Source organism: Mycobacterium sp. H4Y (assembly GCF_000364405.1).
Classification (GTDB): domain Bacteria; phylum Actinomycetota; class Actinomycetes; order Mycobacteriales; family Mycobacteriaceae; genus Mycobacterium; species Mycobacterium intracellulare.
In genome coordinates this window covers 2,527,212-2,546,561 of sequence record NZ_AKIG01000001.1, presented here as the reverse complement: position 1 = coordinate 2,546,561, position 19,350 = coordinate 2,527,212, and the positions used below count along the sequence as shown (strand labels likewise).

3 protein-coding genes are annotated in these 19,350 nt (G+C 69.9%); all 3 read left to right on the top strand.

Features of this window, described 5'->3' with window-relative positions:
- The first annotated feature begins 789 nt into the window (after window positions 1-789).
- The 3 genes from W7U_RS10955 to W7U_RS10945 are packed head-to-tail and all read left to right on the top strand — an operon-like array spanning window position 790 to window position 18,985.
- Complete coding sequence (locus tag W7U_RS10955; RefSeq protein ID WP_003877688.1) at window positions 790-1,020, top strand: MbtH family protein; 231 nt, start codon at window positions 790-792, stop codon at window positions 1,018-1,020.
- A gap of 44 nt (window positions 1,021-1,064) precedes the next feature.
- Complete coding sequence (locus W7U_RS10950) at window positions 1,065-11,330, top strand: non-ribosomal peptide synthetase (RefSeq protein WP_008257876.1); 10,266 nt, start codon at window positions 1,065-1,067, stop codon at window positions 11,328-11,330.
- Window positions 11,327-18,985, top strand: coding sequence for a non-ribosomal peptide synthetase (locus W7U_RS10945; RefSeq protein ID WP_008257875.1), 7,659 nt, complete (start codon window positions 11,327-11,329; stop codon window positions 18,983-18,985). Before W7U_RS10950 ends, W7U_RS10945 begins: the two co-directional genes overlap by 4 nt.
- The last annotated feature ends 365 nt before the right edge of the window (window positions 18,986-19,350 follow it).

The window sequence follows — 19,350 nt, the reverse complement described above, 5'->3', positions numbered from 1 at the left end:
CGAGCAAAGCCCAAGAAACCGCGTCGCCGGCCAGACGGTTGGCTAATTTCTCGTCCTTCCGCGATGGTGTTGTCGGGCCGGGCCCGCACGTCGGATTCGACCACTGCACCCCCTTCAGCCGTCTTCATGTCCGCGCGGGCTCCGCCACCCGAACATGCAACTACAGACCGGTAGCAACACGCCAGACTGCGGCGCCTTGATGCGGTGTACGTCGCCGACCAGTCGTGTCTCCGTCACCTCATGCGAGCCCCGCCCCCGGGGAACGCGACCAGGTCTTGATGAGTAAACCACGCCCGTCGCTTCCGTATCAGTGCTTTGGCAACGCGATACGGGATCGTGACCGATTCCACCTGCGGAAACGGCGTTTTGCTGACCTCTCCGCCCCGGGCAGCGGTCGCCAACGCCGCGCAACCACCTAAGCACAGCACTCGTCACGTGTCACCGGCCGGGAGGGTTCAACATGCCCTGCCGGGAGGCGGCAGGTTCGCCTCCGGGTGATTTTCGCGGCCGTCACGCGTTCGGCTAGGATGTGTGTCGACAAGCACAAAAACTTCATCGGCCTGAAGGACGTGCCTGCCCCAATAGCGATATTTCGCACCAACCGCCATTGATGCAGGTCACTGGAGCGAATTCGGGGGCATCGGGGCCCCTCCGCACACCAATCATTCGGTGGCGCCAAGACCCTTCTCGGCCACACCAGGAACTTTCCCCAAACCGCCGACGGGCAGTGTTGCCCTCCACTATGGTTTGGACCTGTTCCACTCATGTCCACTATGTATCTGGAGAATTGTGAGCATCAATCCATTCGACGACGACAACGGCAGCTTTTTCGTCCTGGTGAACGACGAGGAGCAACACAGCTTGTGGCCGGCCTTCGCCGATGTTCCAGCGGGTTGGCGAGTGGTACACGGGGAAGCCGACCGAGCTGCGTGTTTGGAGTACATCGAGCAACATTGGCCCGACATCAGGCCGAAGAGCCTGCGGGACAAGCTCGCAACGGGTCGGGGTTTTGACCAGTAACCAGCCGGGGTACGGGGCGGGTGGGTGGAGACTTGGGGGAGTCGATGGCGAGGGATGATCGAGCGCTGCCACTGACACGGGGTCAGCTCGACATCTGGCTATCCCAGGAAGCCGGCTTCGCCGGCACCCAATGGCAGCTCGGCCTCCTGGTCAAAATCGACGGCCCGGTCCATCGCGACAAGTTTCAGCAGGCACTCACCCAAGCGGTCGGCGAGGCCGAATCGGGCCGGGTCTCGTTCTTCGAGGTCGACGGCCAGGTGGTCCAGAAGCCGATCGACTACCCCCACGTCGACCTCGAGTTCCACGACCTGACGGGCGCGGCGGATCCGGTGCAGGAAGCCCGCGAGATGTCGTCCGCCATCCAGCGCACGCCGATGCCGTTGAACGGCCAGATGTTCAAATTCGTGCTCTTTCAAACTGGGCACGAGGAATTCTATTTGTTTGGTTGCTGCCACCACATTGCGATCGACGGTTTGGGCATGGCCTTGGTCTGCCGCCGCGTCGCAACCATTTATTCCGCGATGGTGGCGGGAAAGCCAATTCCCGACGCCTACTTCGGTTCGGCGCAGGACCTGGTCGACCTCGAGTCCGAGTACGAGGCTTCCGAGGACTACCTCGAAGACAAGGCCTATTGGAGCGAGCACCTCCCCCCGGAGAGTGGGCCGGTCGACCGGCTGCCCGACGCGGGCACCGAGCAAGACCACTACTCGCCGTCCGCCTCGGTCCAGTTGGACCCCTCGGTCGCCAACCGGATCAAGGAGCTGTCCAAAAAGCTGGCGATCCGCCGGTTTTCGGTCACCACCGCCGCGTGCGCCCTGTTGGTGCGCGGATGGTCGGGCAGCGGGTCGGAGGTGGCGCTGGACTTCCCGGTCAGCCGGCGGGTGACTCCGGAGTCGAAGACGCTTCCCGCGATGCTGGCCGGTGTCGTGCCGCTGGTCCTGTCGACGGAACCGCAGACGACGGTCGCCGACTTCTGCAAGCACGTGGACACGCGGATCCGCGAACTGCTGAAGCATCAGCGCTTCCCGGTGCACACCCTCGAGGGCGACGGGCTGCGGCAGGCGCCGAACCGCGTCGGGATCAACTTCATCCCATCCCGGCTGACCCTGGACCTGGCCGGCTCGCCGGCGACGGCGTCGTACACCAACCACGGGCCGGTCGGGCACTTCGGGTTGTTCTTCCTCGGCGCCGGTGACCAGCTCTTCCTCAGCACCGCGGGCCCGGGTCAGCCGTTCGCCGGCTTCGGCGTCGCCGACCTGGCGGGACGGCTGCAGCAGATCCTGGCGGCCATGACCGCCGACCCCGAGCGGCCGCTGTCGTCGATCGAGCTGCTGACCCCCGACGAGCCCGCGCTCATCGACCAGTGGAGCAACCGGCCGGCGCTGGCCGAGCCCGCGCCGGCCCCGGTGTCGATTCCCGCCGCGTTCGCCGAGCACGTGCAGCGCACACCCGAGGCGCCGGCCGTGACCTTCGGCGACCAGACGCTCACCTACGCGGAGCTCGACGAGGCGTCGAACCGCTTGGGGCACCTGCTCGCCGGCCACGACGTGGGCCCGGGTGACTGCGTGGCGGTGCTGTTCCCCCGCTGCGCGGACGCCATTGTCTCGATGCTGGCGGTGCTCAAGACAGGCGCGGCCTACGTGCCGATCGACCCCGCGCACGCGTCGTCGCGGATGGACTTCGTGCTCGCCGACGCCGCACCCAGCGCGGTGATCACTACGGCGGAACTGCGCCCGCGGCTGGAGGGTCATGACGTTTTCGTCGTCGACGTGCACGACCCCGCCGTCGACAGCCAACCCGACACCGCGCTGCCGAACCCGGCGCCCGAGAACGTCGCCTACATCATCTATACGTCCGGAACGACCGGGACCCCCAAAGGCGTCGCCATCCCGCATCTGAACGTCACGTGGCTGACCGAGTCGCTCGACGCCGCGCTGCCGCCCGGAAACGTCTGGACGCAAAGCCATTCCTCGTCCTTCGACTTCTCGGTGTGGGAGATCTTCGGCGCGCTGCTGCGTGGCAGACGGCTGCTGGTGGTGCCGGAATCGGTGGCATCCTCCCCGCAGGACTTCCACGACCTGCTGGTCGCGGAGAAAGTCAGCGTGCTGACGCAGACGCCGTCGGCGGTCGCGATGCTCCCCGCCGAGGGCCTGGAGTCCACGGCGCTGGTGGTGGCCGGCGAGGCCTGCCCGACCGACGTCGTCGACCGGTGGGCGGCGCCCGGCCGGGTGATGATCGATGCCTACGGTCCGACCGAGACCACGGTCTGCGCGTCGATCAGCACGCCGCTGACGCCGGGCTCGCCGGTGGTGCCGATCGGCTCCCCGATACCCGGGGCGGCGATGTTCGTCCTCGACAAGTGGCTGCAGCCGGTGCCCGCCGGTGTGGTCGGCGAGTTGTACCTGGCGGGTCGCGGCGTCGGGCACGGCTACGTGCGCCGGCCCGGGCTGACCGCGTCGCGTTTCGTGGCCAACCCCTTCGGCGGCCCCGGGGCACGCATGTACCGCACCGGGGACCTGGTGTGCTGGGGTCCCGACGGGCAGCTGCAATACCTGGGCCGCGCCGACGAGCAGGTCAAGATCCGCGGCTACCGCATCGAACTCGGCGAAATCCAGGCGGTGCTGGCCGGCCTCGACGGGGTGGACCAGGCCGCGGTGATCGCCCGCGAGGACCGCCCGGGCGACAAGCGCCTCGTCGGCTACATCACCGGCACCGCCGACCCCGCGGCACTGCGCGCCCAACTGGCCGAAAAGCTTCCGCCGTACATGGTGCCGACCGCGGTGATGGTGCTCGACACCCTGCCGCTGACCGGCAACGGCAAGCTCGACAAGCGCGCCCTGCCCTCGCCGGAATACACCGCGAGCGAATACCGGGCCCCGGCCGACGCGATCGAGGAGATCCTGGCCGACATCTACGCCCAGGTGCTGGGCGTCGAGCGCGTCGGCGTGGACGACTCCTTCTTCGACCTGGGCGGCGACAGCATCCTGTCGATGCAGGTGGTGTCCCGGGCACGGGCGGCCGGCGTGATCTGCCGACCCCGGGATGTCTTCGTCGAGCAGACGGTGGCCCGGCTGGCGCGGGTGTCCGAGGTGGCGGTCGACGGCGACCTCGGGGCGGCCGACGAGGGGGTCGGTCCCGTGGTGGCGACCCCGATCATGCGGTGGCTGCAGACCATCGACGGTCCGATCGACGAGTTCAACCAGGCCATGGTGCTGGCGGCGCCCGCGGGTGTGAGCGCCGACGACGTGGCGGTGGTGCTGCAGGCCGTGCTGGATCGCCATCCCATGCTGCGGCTGCGCGTGCAGGACGACGGCGCCGGGGGCTGGTCGCTCGAGGCGCCCGAGGCCGGCTCGGTGCAGGCCGGCGACTGCCTGCGCACGGTCGAGGCGCTCTCCGACGCGGACCTGGTCGAGGCCCGTTCCCGGCTCAACGTGGCCGACGGGGTCATGGTGAGCGCGGTATGGGCAAGTGCGACAAGCCAATTGGCGTTGATCATCCACCACCTGGCGGTCGACGGTGTGTCGTGGCGGACCCTGATCGAGGACCTCAACATCGCCTGGGTCCAGCACCACAACGCCCAACCGGTGGCGTTGCAGGCGCCCGGCACCTCGTTCGCCCGGTGGTCGTCGCTGCTGGCCGAGCACGCGAAGGACCCGGCCGTCCTCGAACAGGCCGGCGCGTGGCAGGAGGTGGTCGCCACCCCGCCGGCGCTGCCGGCCGCCGGGCCGGAGGACACCTACGCGAACGCCGGACAGTTGTCGGCGTCGCTGGACGTCGAGACGACCCGCCTGTTGCTGGGGGAGGTGCCTGCGGCGTTTCACGCCGGCGTGCAGGACATCCTGTTGATCGCGTTCGGGTTGGCGTTCACCGAGTTCCTGGGGTCCGTGGGGACCGCGACGCCGATCGGCATCGACATCGAGGGCCACGGACGCAACGAAGAGATCGCCTCCCGCATCGATCTGTCCCGCACGGTCGGCTGGTTCACCACCAAATACCCTGCGGCGCTGTCGATTCGCGGCGGGCTGAACTGGTCCAAGGTGACCGCGGGGGACGCCGCGCTGGGCGCGGTGATCAAGGACGCCAAGGAACAACTGCGCGCCCTGCCCGACGGCCTCACCTATGGGCTGTTGCGCTACCTGAACAGCGAGGTCGGCCTGCAGGGGCCGGACCCCGTGATCGGATTCAACTACCTGGGCCGGCTGGCCGCGGGGGCCGACCTCTCCGAGGACTTGTGGCGCGTCAGCGAGGACAGCCTGTCGTCGGCCGCGGTCGCGACGGCGGTGGCGATGCCGTTGGCGCACACCGTGGAACTCAACGCCGGCACCATGGACACCGAGGACGGCCCGCTGCTGCACGCCAACTGGCGGTGGGCGACCTCGGCGCTGACCGACGAACAAGTAAACCGGTTGAGCCAGTTGTGGTTTGAGGCCCTGGCCGGCATCTGCGCGCACGTGCGCGCCGGCGGCGGGGGGCTGACCCCGTCGGACATCGCGCCGGCCCGCCTGGACCAGCAGCAGATCGACGAGCTGTGCCGGCAGCACCAGATCGCCGACGTGCTGCCGCTGAGCCCCGTGCAGCAGGGTTTGTTGTTCCACACCAGCTTTGCGGCCGAGCTCGAAGACCTCTACGCGGTGCAGCTGGGCATCACCGTGAGCGGCAGCCTGGATCAGCACCGGCTGCGCGAGGCCGTGCAGACCGCCGTCAACCGCCACCCCAACCTGGTGGCGCGCTTCTTCGATGAATTCGGCGAGCCGGTGCAGATCATCCCCGCCGAGCCGGTAATGGCTTGGCGCTACGTCGAATTGGACGGCGGCTCGGACCCAGTGGACCAACAGCTCGAGCAGTTGGCCGCCGACGAACGCACCGCCGTGTGCGACCTGGCGGGCCAACCCGCCTTCCGGACCGCGCTGATCCGCATCGCCGACGACCGGCATCGGCTGCTGTTCACCATCCACCACATCGTGATCGACGGCTGGTCGCTGCCGGTCCTGCTGCGGGAGGTCTTCGCCGGCTACTACGGACAGCGGCTGCCCGCGCCGCCGTCGTACCGCAGCTACCTGATGTGGCTGGCCGCCCAGGACCACGCCGCCGCCCAAGCGGCCTGGCGTGAGGCGCTCGACGGGTTCGAGGCCCCCACCCTGGTGGCCCCGCCCGGCAAGATCGGGCGGCGCGCCGTTGCCACCTATGCGGTTTCGGCCGACACGACGCGGGCGCTCGGCGAGCTGGCCCGCTCCAGCCGCACCACCATCAGCACCGTGCTGCAGGGCGCCTGGGCGCAGCTGCTGACGTGGCTGACCGGCCAGCACGACGTCGCCTTCGGCACCGCGGTCTCGGGCCGGCCCACCGAGCTGGCCGGCGCCGACGCCATGGTCGGGCTGCTGATCAACACCGTGCCGGTTCGGGCCAACATCGCCGCCGCGACCACCGTCGTCGACTTGCTCGAGCAGCTGCAACGCGCCCACGCCGAGACCCTCGAGCATGAACACTTGGCGCTGGGCGAGATTCACCGCGTCACCGGGCACGACCAGCTGTTCGACACCCTGTTCCTCTACGAGAACTACCCGATCGACGCCGGCGCGATGATGGGCGCCCAAGAGCTGGCCGTCACCGAATTCAGCAGCCGCGAATTCAACCACTACCCGCTGTCGGTCGTGGCCACGCCGGGCCACGAACTGAGCCTGCGCGTCGAGTACGACACCGAGGTCTTCGACGCGGCCGCCATCGAAACGCTGATCGAGCGGCTGCGCCAGGTGATGGCGGCCATGACCGCCGATCCCGCGCAACGGCTTTCATCGATCGATCTGCTCGACCCCGCCGAACACGAACGGCTGGACGAGTGGGGCAACCGCGCCGTGCTGGCCCAGCGGCCCACCGGGCAGGAGTCGATCCCGGCGTTGTTCGCTGCGCAGGTCGCCCGCGCCGCCGACGCCGTCGCGATCACCTGCGGCGAGCGGTCGTTCACCTACCGCGAGGTCGAGGAGTCGGCAAACCGGTTGGCGCACTTGCTGGTTGGGCAGGGCGCGGGCCCGGGGCAGCGGGTGGCCGTGGTGATCCCGCGGTCGGCCGAAGCGGTGATCGCGATCTTCGCCGTCCTCAAGACCGGGGCCGCCTACGTGCCGATCGACCCGAGCGTGCCCGCGGCGCGCCTCGAGTTCGTGCTCGGCGATTCCGCCCCGATCGCGGCGGTGACCACCGCCGAGGTGCGCCCGCAGCTGGGCGGGTACGCCGGACAGATCATCGACATCGACGACGCCGCGGTGGCCGACCAGCCCACGACCGGCCTGCCCGCGCCGGCGCCGGACAACATCGCCTACATCATCTACACCTCGGGCACGACGGGAACGCCCAAGGGCGTGGCGATCCCGCACCGCAACGTCACGTTGCTGCTGGAGACACTGGATGCTCAGCTGGGGTTGGGCCAGGTGTGGACGCAATGTCATTCGCTGGCGTTTGACTTCTCGGTGTGGGAGGTCTTCGGGTCACTGCTGTACGGCGGGCGCCTGGTGATGGTGCCCGACGCGGTGGTGCGCTCGGCAGAAGACTTGCACGCCTTGCTGGTTCGCGAGCAGGTCAGCGTGCTGAGTCAGACCCCGTCGGCGTTCTATGCGTTGCAGAGTGCCGACGCGTTGGCCCCGGAGCTGGGTGAGCAGCTGAAGTTGCAGACGGTCGTGTTCGGCGGGGAGGCGTTGGAGCCACACCGGCTGTCGACGTGGCTGCATCACCACCCCGGCCTGCCGCGCATGATCAACATGTACGGCATCACCGAGACCACGGTGCACGCGTCGTTCCGCGAGATCCTCCGCGGCGACGTCGACAACAACGTCAGCCCGATCGGGGTGCCGCTGGGCAACCTCGCCTTCTTCGTGCTCGACGGGTGGCTGCGCCCGGTGCCGGTCGGGGTGGTGGGCGAGTTGTACGTCGCCGGTGGGGGATTGGCCACGGGCTATGTGGGCCGTCCGGGGCTGTCGGCCGCTCGGTTCGTGGCCTGCCCGTATGGGGCCCCCGGCGCGCGGATGTATCGCACGGGCGACCTCGTTCGGTGGAGCGCCGACGGGCAGCTGCAGTACATGGGCCGCGCCGACGAACAGGTCAAGATCCGCGGCTACCGCATCGAACTCGGCGAAATCCAGGCCGCCCTCGCCTCGCTGGACGGCGTCGAGCACGCCGCGGTCATCGCCCGCGAGGACCGCCCCGGCGACAAGCGCCTCGTCGGCTACGTGACGGGCACCGCCGACCCCGCCGAGGCCCGCGCGCAACTCACCGAGCGGCTCCCGTCCTACATGGTGCCCTCGGCGGTGGTGGTGCTCGACGCGCTGCCGCTGACGGTCAACGGCAAGCTCGACACCCGCGCCCTGCCCGCCCCGGAATATCAAGACGTCGACCGCTACCGGGCGCCGGCGAGCGCCATCGAGGAGATCCTGGCCGGCATCTACGCCCAGGTGCTGGGCGTCGAACGGGTCGGCGTGGACGACTCGTTCTTCGACCTGGGCGGCGACAGCATCCTGTCCATGCAGGTGGTGGCCCGCGCCCGCGCCGCCGGCGTGGTGTGCCGCCCGCGGGACGTCTTCACCGAACAGACGGTCGCGCGCCTGGCGCGGGTCGCCACGATCGCCAGCCCCGAGGACGACGTCGTCGACGAGGGCATCGGGCCGGTGGTGGCCACCCCGATCATGCGCTGGCTGCAGAACATGGACGGCCCCGTCGAGCAGTTCAACCAGACGATGGTGCTGGCGGTCCCCGCCGACGTCACCGCCGACGACGTGCCGGTGGTGCTGCAGGCGTTGCTGGACCGGCACGCGATGCTGCGGGTCCGCGTCGAGGACGACGGCGTGGGCGGCTGGTCGTTCGACGTGCCCGAGCCGGGCTCGGTGCAGGCCGGCGACGTCCTGGAGACCGTCGATGAGTTGTCCGAGGCGGCCCTGGTCGACGCCCGGTCGCGGCTGAACCTGGCCGACGGCCTCCTGGTGAGCGCGGTATGGGCAAGCGCGACAAGCCAATTGGCGTTGGTCATCCATCACCTGGCCGTCGACGGTGTGTCGTGGCGGACCCTGATCGAGGACCTCAACATCGCCTGGGCGCAGCACCACAGCGGCCAGCCGGTAGCCCTGCCGGCCGGCGGGACCTCGTTCGCCCGGTGGTCGTCGCTGCTGGACGAGCACGCGCGCCGCCCCGAGGTGGTCGAGCGGGCCGAGGAGTGGCGGCAGGTGGCGGCGATCCCGGCGGTGTTGCCGGCCGCGCGGCCCGAGGACACCTACGCGACGGCCGGGCAGCTGTCGGCGTCGCTGGACGTCGAGACGACCCGCCTGTTGCTGGGGGAGGTGCCCGCGGCGTTTCACGCTGGGGTGCAAGACATTTTGCTGATCGCGTTCGGGTTGGCGTGGACGCAGTTCATGGGCACCGGAGCGCCGATCGCCATCGACGTGGAGGGCCACGGGCGCAGCGAGGAGCTGGGCCCGCAGGTGGACCTGTCGCGCACGGTCGGGTGGTTCACCGCCAAGTACCCGGTGTCGCTGCGCGTCGGCGGCCTGTCGTGGGGTCAGGTGGTCGGCGGCGACGCGGCGCTGGGCCCGGTGATCAAGGACGCCAAGGAACAGCTGCGCGGCCTGCCCGACGGCCTCACCTATGGGTTGCTGCGGTACCTGAATTCCGATGTGGACCTTGGTGATTCGGATCCCGCCATCAGCTTCAACTATCTGGGCCGGCTCGGCGGCGGGGCCGCCGACCTGTCGCCCGACCTGTGGCAGCTCAGCGAGGACAGCTTCGCGTTGGCCGGTGCGGCCGGGGCGGTGGCCCTGCCGCTGCCGCACACGGTGGAGCTCAACGCCGGCACCATGGACACGGCGGACGGCCCCCACCTGCAGGCCAACTGGACGTGGGCGCGCTCGGCGCTGGACGAAAAGCAGATCGGCAAGCTCAGCGAGTTGTGGTTCGACGCGCTGGCCGGGATCTGCGCGCACGTCCGCGACGGCGGCGGCGGGTTGACCCCGTCCGACGTCGGGCCCGCGCGGCTGACCCAGCGGGACCTCGACGAACTGCAGGGGCAGTACCGCGTCGCCGACGTGCTGCCGCTGACCCCGCTGCAGCAGGGGCTGCTGTTCCACACCGGCACCGCGCAGGGCGCCCAAGGCTCCGAGGACCTCTACGCCGTGCAGCTCGACATCTCGGTGAGCGGCGCCATCGACCCGGAGCGGCTGCGCGACGCCGTGCAGACCGTCGTCACCCGCCACCCCAACGTGGTGGCCCACTTCAGCGAGGACTTCGGCGAGCCGGTGCAGGTCTTGTCCGCCGATCCGGAACTGGCCTGGCAGTACGTCGAGCTGGACGCCGGCGGCGACCAAGACCACCAGATCGAGGAGCTGTCGGCCGCCGAACGCGTGGCCGTCTGCGACCTGGCGGGCAAGCCGCCGTTCCGGGGCACGCTGATCCGCACCGGGGACGACACCTACCGGTTCGTGCTCACCAACCACCACATCGTGCTCGACGGCTGGTCCAAGCCCGTCCTGCTGCAGGAGATCTTCGCCAGCTACTTCGGGGTGCGGCTGCCCGCGCCGGTGCCCTACCGCAGCTTCATCACCTGGCTCTCCGAGCAGGACCGCGCCGCCGCGCAGGCGGCGTGGCGCGAGGTGCTCGCCGGATTCGACACCCCCACGCTGGTGGGCCCGTCGGGCCGGATGGGGCTGGGCCCGCGCGGCGTCGCCGAATTCCACGTGTCCGCGGAGACCAGCCGCCTGCTCGGCGAATTGGCCCGCTCGTGCCGCACCACCGTCAGCACCGTGCTGCAGGCGGCCTGGGCGCAGCTGCTGATGTGGCTGACCGGCCAGCACGATGTGGTGTTCGGCACAGCGGTTTCGGGCCGGCCGACCGATTTGGCCGGTTCGGAGTCCATGGTGGGCCTGCTGATCAACACCGTGCCGGTGCGGGCGACCATTGGCGCCGAAACCACCATCGCCGACCTGCTTGACCAGCTACAACAGGCCTACACCAGGACCCTGGACCACCAGCACCTGGCGCTGAACGAAATTCATCGTGTAACGGGGCACGACCAAATTTTCGACACAATGTTCGTGTATGAGAACTATCCCCTCGATACCGCCGCGCTATCGGCCGTGGACGAGTTAACTATTAGGGGATTCACGAATCGGGAATACAACCATTACCCGCTTTCGGTGCAAGCCGTGCCGGGCCAGGAAATTGGCCTTCGCGTCGAGTTCGATACCGACGTGTTCGGCGAGGCGAGGATCGAGAAGCTGGTCGAGCGTTTTAAGCGGGTGCTGGAAGCCATGACCGTGGACTTGGAGGAGCAGTCATGACCGTCGGTGCGGGACGGCGATTGTTATCGATCGATCTACTGGATGGCGGCGAGCACGACCGACTCGACGAGTGGGGCAACCGGGCGATATTGACCAAGCCGGTCAAAGTCCCGACGTCCATTCCCGAAATGTTCGCGACCCAGGTGGCGCGCGCGCCGCAGGCGACCGCGCTCAGTTTCGAGGGCCGCTCGATGACGTACCTGGAGCTCGACGAGGCCGCCAACCGGCTGGCGCACCTACTGGCCGAGCAGGGCGCCGCCCCGGGCGAATGCGTCGCGCTGCTGTTCTCCCGCTCGGCCGAGGCCATCATCTCGATCCTCGCGGTCTTGAAGACCGGCGCGGCCTACCTGCCGATCGACCCCGCGCTGCCCGCCGCCCGCATGGAGTTCATGCTCGGCGACGCCACCCCGATCGCCGCGGTCACCACCGCCAGCCTGCGCACCCGGCTGGACGGCTTCGACCTGCCCGTCATCGACGTCGACGAGGCCGCGGCCGACAGCCAGCCCAGCAGCGCGCTGCCCGGACCGGCGCCCGACGACATCGCCTACATGATCTACACCTCGGGGACCACCGGCGTCCCCAAGGGTGTCGCGGTCACCCACCGCAACGTGACCGAATTCCTGAAGACCCTGCACGCCAAGCTGCCGTCCGGCGCGGGCCAGGTGTGGTCGCAGTGGCACTCCCTGGTGTTCGACGTCTCCGTGTGGGAGATCTGGGGCGCGCTGCTGCACGGCGGGCGCCTGGTCGTGGTCCCCGAATCGGTCGCGGGCTCGCCCGACGACCTGCACGACCTGCTGGTCGCCGAGAAGGTCAACGTGCTCAGCCAGACCCCGTCCGCGGTGGGGATGCTCTCGCCCGAGGGCCTGGAGTCCACGGCGCTGGTGGTGGCCGGCGAGGCCTGCCCCGCCGAGGTCGTCGACCGGTGGGCGCCCGGACGCGTGATGATCAACGCCTACGGCCCGACCGAGGCCACCGTCTACGCCGCGATGAGCGCGCCGCTGACGGGGGACTCGGGCGCGCCGCCGATCGGCTCGCCGGTGCCCGGCGCGGCGCTGTTTGTCTTGGACAAGTGGTTGCGGCCCGCGCCCGAGGGCGTGGTCGGTGAGCTGTACGTGGCCGGCCGCGGCGTGGCCACCGGGTACGCGCGACGGGCCGGCCTGACGGCGTCGCGGTTCGTGGCCTGCCCCTTCGGCGGCCCGGGCGCGAGGATGTACCGCACCGGCGACCTGGTGCGGTGGGGCACCGACGGTCAGCTGCAATACCTGGGCCGCGCCGACGAGCAGGTCAAGATCCGCGGCTACCGCATCGAACTCGGCGAGATCCAGTCGGCCCTCGCCGCGCTCGACGGCGTGGACCAGGCCGCGGTCATCGCCCGCGAGGACCGCCCCGGCGACAAGCGCCTCGTCGGCTACATCACGGGCACCGCCGACCCGGCGGAGCTGCGCACCCAGCTCGGCAAGCGGTTGCCCGCCTACATGGTCCCCGCCGCCGTGGTGGTGCTCGAGGCGCTGCCGCTGACGGTCAACGGCAAGCTCGACAAGCGCGCCCTGCCCGCGCCGGAGTACCACAAGCGCGCCGGTGAGTACCGCGCGCCGTCCAACCACACCGAGGAGATCCTGGCCGGCATCTACGCCCAGGTGCTGGGCGTGGAACGCGTCGGCGTCGACGACTCCTTCTTCGACCTGGGCGGCGACAGCATCCTGTCCATGCAGGTGGTGGCCCGCGCCCGCGCCGCCGGCGTGGTGTGCCGCCCCCGCGACGTGTTCGTCGAGCAGACCGTGGCCCGGCTGGCCCGCGTGGCCACCGACCGCGACGACGAGGAGGACGTGGTCGACGAGGGGATCGGCCCGGTCGTGGCCACCCCGATCATGCGCTGGCTGCAGACCGTTGACGGCCCGATCGACGACTTCAACCAGACCATGGTGCTGGCGGCACCCGCGGGCGTCACCGCCGACGAGGTCGTCGTCGTGCTGCAGGCGTTGCTGGACCGCCACCCGATGCTGCGACTGCGCGTCGAAGACGACGGCGAGGGCGGCTGGAAGTTGCACGCGCCCGACCCGGGCACGGTGCAGGCCGGCGACTGCCTGCAGACCGTCGACACCCTGACCGACGCCACGCTCGTCGAGGCGCGGTCGCGGCTGAACCCGGGCGCCGGCGCGATGGTGAGCGCCGTATGGGCAAGCGAGACAAGCCAATTGGCGTTGATCATCCACCACGTGGCCGTCGACGGTGTGTCGTGGCGGACCCTGATCGAGGACCTCAACATCGCCTGGGCCCAGCACCACAGCGGCCAGCCGGTGGCCCTGCCGGTCGGCGGGACCTCGTTCGCCCGGTGGTCGTCGCTGCTGGCCGAGCACGCGCAGAGCCCGGCGGTCGTCGAGCAGGCCGACGCCTGGCGCGAGGTGGTGTCCACCCTGGCCCCGCTGCCGGCGGTGCGTCCCGAGGAGGACACCTACCAGACGGCCGAGCAGCTGTCGGTCTCGCTGGACGTGGAGACCACCCGCCTGCTGCTGGGCGAGGTGCCCGCGGCGTTCCACGCCGGGGTGCAAGACATCCTGTTGATCGCGTTCGGGATGGCCTGGACGGAATTTTTGGGTTCCAAGGCTGCTGGCGCGCCGATCGGCATCGACGTCGAGGGCCACGGGCGCCAGGAAGAGCTGGGACCGCACGTCGACCTGTCGCGCACCGTGGGGTGGTTCACCACCAAGTACCCGGTGGCCCTGGCCATCGAGGGGCTGGACTGGGCCAGCGTGGTGGGCGGTGACGACGCGCTGGGCGCGGCCGTCAAGGCCACCAAGGAGCAGCTGCGCGCCCTGCCCGACGGGCTGACCTACGGCCTGCTGCGCTACCTGAACCCCGACGTCGATCTGGGTGGGTCCGACCCGGTGATCGGCTTCAACTACCTGGGCCGGCTCGGCGCGGCCGCCGACCTGCCCGGCGAGTTGTGGCGGTTGAGCCCCGACAGCCTGTCGCTGAGCGGCGCGGCCGCCGCGGTGGCGATGCCGCTCATGCACACCGTCGACCTCAACGCCGGCACCATGGACACCGAAGAGGGCCCGCACCTGCACGCCAACTGGACGTGGGCGGCCTCGGCGATGGACCGCGAGCAGATCAGCCGGCTCAGCCGGCTGTGGTTCGAGGCCCTGGCCGGCATCTGCGCGCACGTGCAAGCCGGCGGCGGCGGGCTGACCCCGTCCGACATCGCGCCGGCCCGCCTGAACCAGCGGCAGATCGACGAGCTGAGCAAGCAGCACCAGGTCGCCGACATCCTGCCGCTGACCCCGCTGCAGCAGGGCCTGCTCTTCCACGCCAGCTTCGCCCAAGACCCGGGCGACGACGTCTACGCGGTGCAGCTGGGCATCACCGTGACCGGCGCCCTGGACTCGCACCGGCTGCACGAGGCGGTGCACACCGTGGTGAACCGCCACCCCAACCTGGCGGCCCGGTTCTGCCCGCAGTTCGGCGAGCCCGTCCAGGTGATCCCGGCCGACCCGGTCATGGCGTGGCGCTACATCCAGCTCGGGCCCGAAGACCTCGACCCCGAACAACGGGTCGAGGAGCTGTGCGCCGCCGAGCGCGCCGCGGTGAGCGACCTGGCCAACCGGCCGGCGTTCCGGGCCGCGCTGATCCGCACCGCGGACAACCGGTACCGGTTCGTGCTGACCAACCACCACATCGTGATGGACGGCTGGTCGCTGCCTATCCTGCTGCGCGAGATCCTGGCCAACTACTACGGCGACCAGCTGCCCGCGCCCGCGACCTACCGCAGCTACCTGACGTGGCTGGCCGGCCAGGACCGCGCCGCCGCGCAGGCGGCGTGGCGTGAGGTGCTCGACGGGTTCGAGGCCCCCACCCTGGTGGGCCCTGCGGGTCGGATGCGGCTCGGCCGGCGGGCCGTGGAGTCCTACCGCCTGTCCGCGGAAACCACGCGCGCCCTGGGCGAGCTGGCCCGCTCGTGCCACACCACCGTCAACACCGTGTTGCAGGCCGGGTGGGCGCAGCTGCTGATGCGGCTCACCGGCCACCACGACGTGGCGTTCGGCACCGCCGTCTCCGGTCGGCCTGCCGACCTCGCCGGCGCCGAATCGATGGTGGGCCTGCTGATCAACACCGTCCCGGTGCGCGCCAACATCGACGCGGAGACCACCGTCGCCGATGTGCTGGACCAGCTGCAGCAGCACCACAACGACACCCTCGAGCACGAGCACCTGGCGCTGAGCGAGATCCACCGCGTGACCGGCCACGACGCCCTGTTCGACACCCTGTTCCTGTACGAGAACTACCCGATCGACACCAGCGTCCCGTTGGGCTTCCACGAGTTGGCCATCACCGATGTCACCAACCGCGAGTACAACCACTACCCGCTGTCGGTGATGGCGCTCCCGGGCCGCGAACTGGGCCTGCGCGTCGAATACGACACCGACGTGTTCGACGCGGCCGGCATCGAGAAGATGACCGAGCGGTTCCAGCGCGTGCTCTCCGAGATGACCGTCGACCCCACCCGACGGCTGATGGCGCTCGACGTCGTCGACGAGGCCGAGCACGAGCTGCTCGACTCCTGGGGCAACCGGTCGGTGCTGAGCCAGCCGGCGACCGGCACGTCGATCCCGGGGTTGTTCGCCGCGCAGGTGGCCCGCACCCCCGACGCGGCGGCGCTCAGTTTCGACGGACGCTCGATGACCTATCGGGAACTCGACGAGGCCGCAAACCGGTTGGCGCACTTGCTGATCGAGGAGGGCGCGGGCCCGGGCGAGCGGGTCGCGCTGCTGTTCTCCCGCTCGGCCGACGCGATCGTCTCGATCCTCGCCGTCCTCAAGACGGGCGCGGCGTATCTGCCGATCGACCCGGCGCTGCCGACCGCCCGGATCGAGTTCCTGCTCGGCGACGCCGAGCCGGTCGCCGTGGTCACCACGACGGGCCTGCGGTCGCGGCTGGAGGGCTGCCGCCCGACGGTCATCGACGTCGACGACCCGGCGCTGGACGCCCAGCCCAGCGACCCGCTGCCGATGCCGTCGTCGGACAACATCGCCTACCTCATCTACACGTCGGGCACCACCGGCGTCCCCAAGGGCGTGGCCGTCACCCACGACAACGTCACCCAGCTGGTGGAGTCCCTGCACGCCGACCTGCCGGAGGCGGGGGTTTGGGCGCAGTGGCACTCCCTGGTCTTCGACGTGTCGGTGCACGAGATCTGGGGCGCGCTGCTGCACGGTGGCCGCCTGGTCGTGGTGCCCGAATCGGACGCGGCCTCCCCGGATGAGCTGCACGCGCTGCTGGTCTCCGAAGGCGTCACCGTGCTGAGCCAGACCCCGTCGGCGGTGGGCATGCTCTCGCCGGAGGGCCTGGACTCGACGGCGCTGGTGGTGGCCGGCGAGGCCTGCCCGGTCGAGGTCGTCGACCGGTGGGCGCCGGGGCGCGTGATGATCAACGCCTACGGCCCGACCGAGGCCACCGTCTACGCGGCGATGAGCGCGCCGCTGCAGGCCGGGGCAGCGTCGGCGCCGATCGGTTCACCGGTGCCGCGGGCCGCGTTGTTCGTGCTCGACCGGTGGCTGCGCCCGGCGCCCGAGGGTGTCGTGGGCGAGCTGTACATCGCCGGCCACGGTGTGGCGACGGGATATTCGCGACGGTCCGGTCTGACGGCGTCGCGGTTCGTCGCCTGCCCGTTCGGCGGCCCGGGCGCGCGGATGTACCGCACCGGCGACCTGGTCCGGTGGAGCCACGACGGTCAGCTCGAGTACCTCGGCCGCGCCGACGAGCAGGTCAAGATCCGCGGCTACCGCATCGAACTCGGCGAAGTGCAGGCGGCGCTGGCCGGGCTGGACGGGGTCGAGCAGGCGGCGGTGATCGCCCGCGAGGACCGTCCCGGCGACAAGCGGCTGGTCGGTTACATCACCGGCACCGCCGACCCGGTCGGCATCCGCATCCAGCTGGCCGACCGGCTGCCGGCCTACATGGTGCCGGCCGCGGTGGTGGTGCTCGACGCGCTGCCGCTGACGGTCAACGGCAAGCTCGACAAGCGCGCCCTGCCCGCGCCGGAGTACCAGAAGCGCGGCGGCGAATACGTCGCCCCGTCCAACCCGACCGAGGAGACCATCGCCGGCATCTTCGCCCGGGTCCTCGGGATGGAGCGGGTCTCGGTCGACGACTCCTTCTTCGAGCTCGGCGGCGACTCGCTGTCGGCGATGCGGGTGATCGCCGAGATCAACACCGCCCTGGACGGCGCTTTGTCGGTGCGCACCCTGTTCGACTCGCAGTCCATCCGGGCTCTGAGTCAGCGGATCGCCAGCGGCGCCGACACCGAGAACGCCGCGGGGCCCGGCTTCGCGGCGGTGCACGGCGCCGACGCCACCGAGGTGTACGCCCGCGACCTCACGCTGGACAAGTTCATCGACGCGACGACGCTGGCGGCCGTGCCGTCGCTGCGCGCTCCCAGCTCCGAGGTCCGGACGGTCCTGCTGACCGGCGCGACCGGATTCCTGGGTCGCTACCTGGTGCTGGAATGGCTCGAGCAGCTGGAACAGGTCGAGGGCAAGCTGATCTGCCTGGTGCGGGCCCGCTCCGACGAGGACGCCTGGCGCCGGCTGGAGAAGACCTTCGACAGCGGCGACCCCGAGCTGCTGCGGCACTTCCGGGAACTGGCCGAAGATCACCTGCAGGTGGTCGCCGGCGACAAGGGCCAGGCCAACCTGGGCCTGGACGACCAGACCTGGCGGCAGCTGGCCGACACCGTCGACCTCATCGTGGACTCCGCGGCCGTCGTCAACGGGGTGCTGCCCTACAACGAGCTGTTCACGCCCAACGTCGGCGGCACCGCCGAGCTGATCCGCTTGGCGCTCACCACGAAGATGAAGCCGTACGCCTACGTGTCGACGTCGGACGTGGGGCGCCAGATCGAGCCGTCGGCGTTCACCGAGGACGCCGACATCCGGGTCATCAGCGCCACCCGCGTCGTCGACGGCAGCTACGCCAACGGCTACGGCAACAGCAAGTGGGCGGGCGAGGTGCTGCTGCGCGAGGCCCACGACCTGTGCGGCCTGCCGGTCTCGGTGTTCCGCTCCGACATGATCCTGGCCGACACCAGCTACGCGGGCCAGCTCAACGTGGCGGACATCTTCACCCGGATGATCCTGAGCGTCGTGGCCACCGGCTGCGCGCCCAAGTCGTTCTATCAGCTCGACGCCGAGGGCAACCGGCAGAGCGCGCACTTCGACGGCCTGCCCGTCGAGTTCGTCGCCGAGGCGATCGCCAAGCTGGGCGCCCAGGTGATGGAGGGGTTCGAGACCTATCACGTGATGAACCCGCACGACGACGGCATCGGGCTCGACGAATACGTCGACTGGCTGATCGAGGCCGGCTACCCGATCGAGCGCGTCGGCGACTTCGGGGAGTGGCTGCAGCGCTTCGAGACCGGCCTGCGCGGCCTGCCGGAACGGCAGCGCCAGAACTCGGTCCTGCAGATGCTCCTGTTGCTGCTGCGCGATCCGAAGAACCTGCAGCCCGCCGAGCCGGCCCGCGGCGCGTTCGCGCCGACCGACCGGTTCCGCGCCGCCGTGCAGGAAGCGAAAGTCGGTCCGGACAACGACATCCCGCACGTCAGCGCGCCGGTGATCGTCAAGTACGTCACCGACCTGCAACTGCTCGGCCTGCTCTAACCGATCGCGGAACGTCAGCGCGGCGTGGTCCCTAGGGGCCGCGCCGCGCTGCTGCATGCGCAATTCTCGTTTGTGATTGAGTGACGCCTGACCGGGGCCGGCCGCCTATCACGCGGCAATAACGGTCACCGCCGCGAAAAGGCATCGGCGAAACCGTCAAACCCCCTGATCCAATCAATACTGTATGTAGCTACACTATCTACGATCAGTACCTCAGGTATCTGAAGTACCGGATTAGCAGGTGCAGTCTACGGTTTTGGGTAATTCACAGGACATTAAGTTTGGATAACCCTGGACTACCGGGGTTCGCGTCTACTAGCCTTCCCAACTGTTGCACTCGTGTTGAAGACGAGATTTCCGGAGTC

Excerpts from the sequence above, each read along its gene's own strand:
- W7U_RS10950 (WP_008257876.1), top strand. The coding sequence starts at position 1,065 with ATGGCGAGGGATGATCGAGCGCTGCCACTGACACGGGGTCAGCTCGAC.
- W7U_RS10945 (WP_008257875.1), top strand. The coding sequence starts at position 11,327 with ATGACCGTCGGTGCGGGACGGCGATTGTTATCGATCGATCTACTGGAT.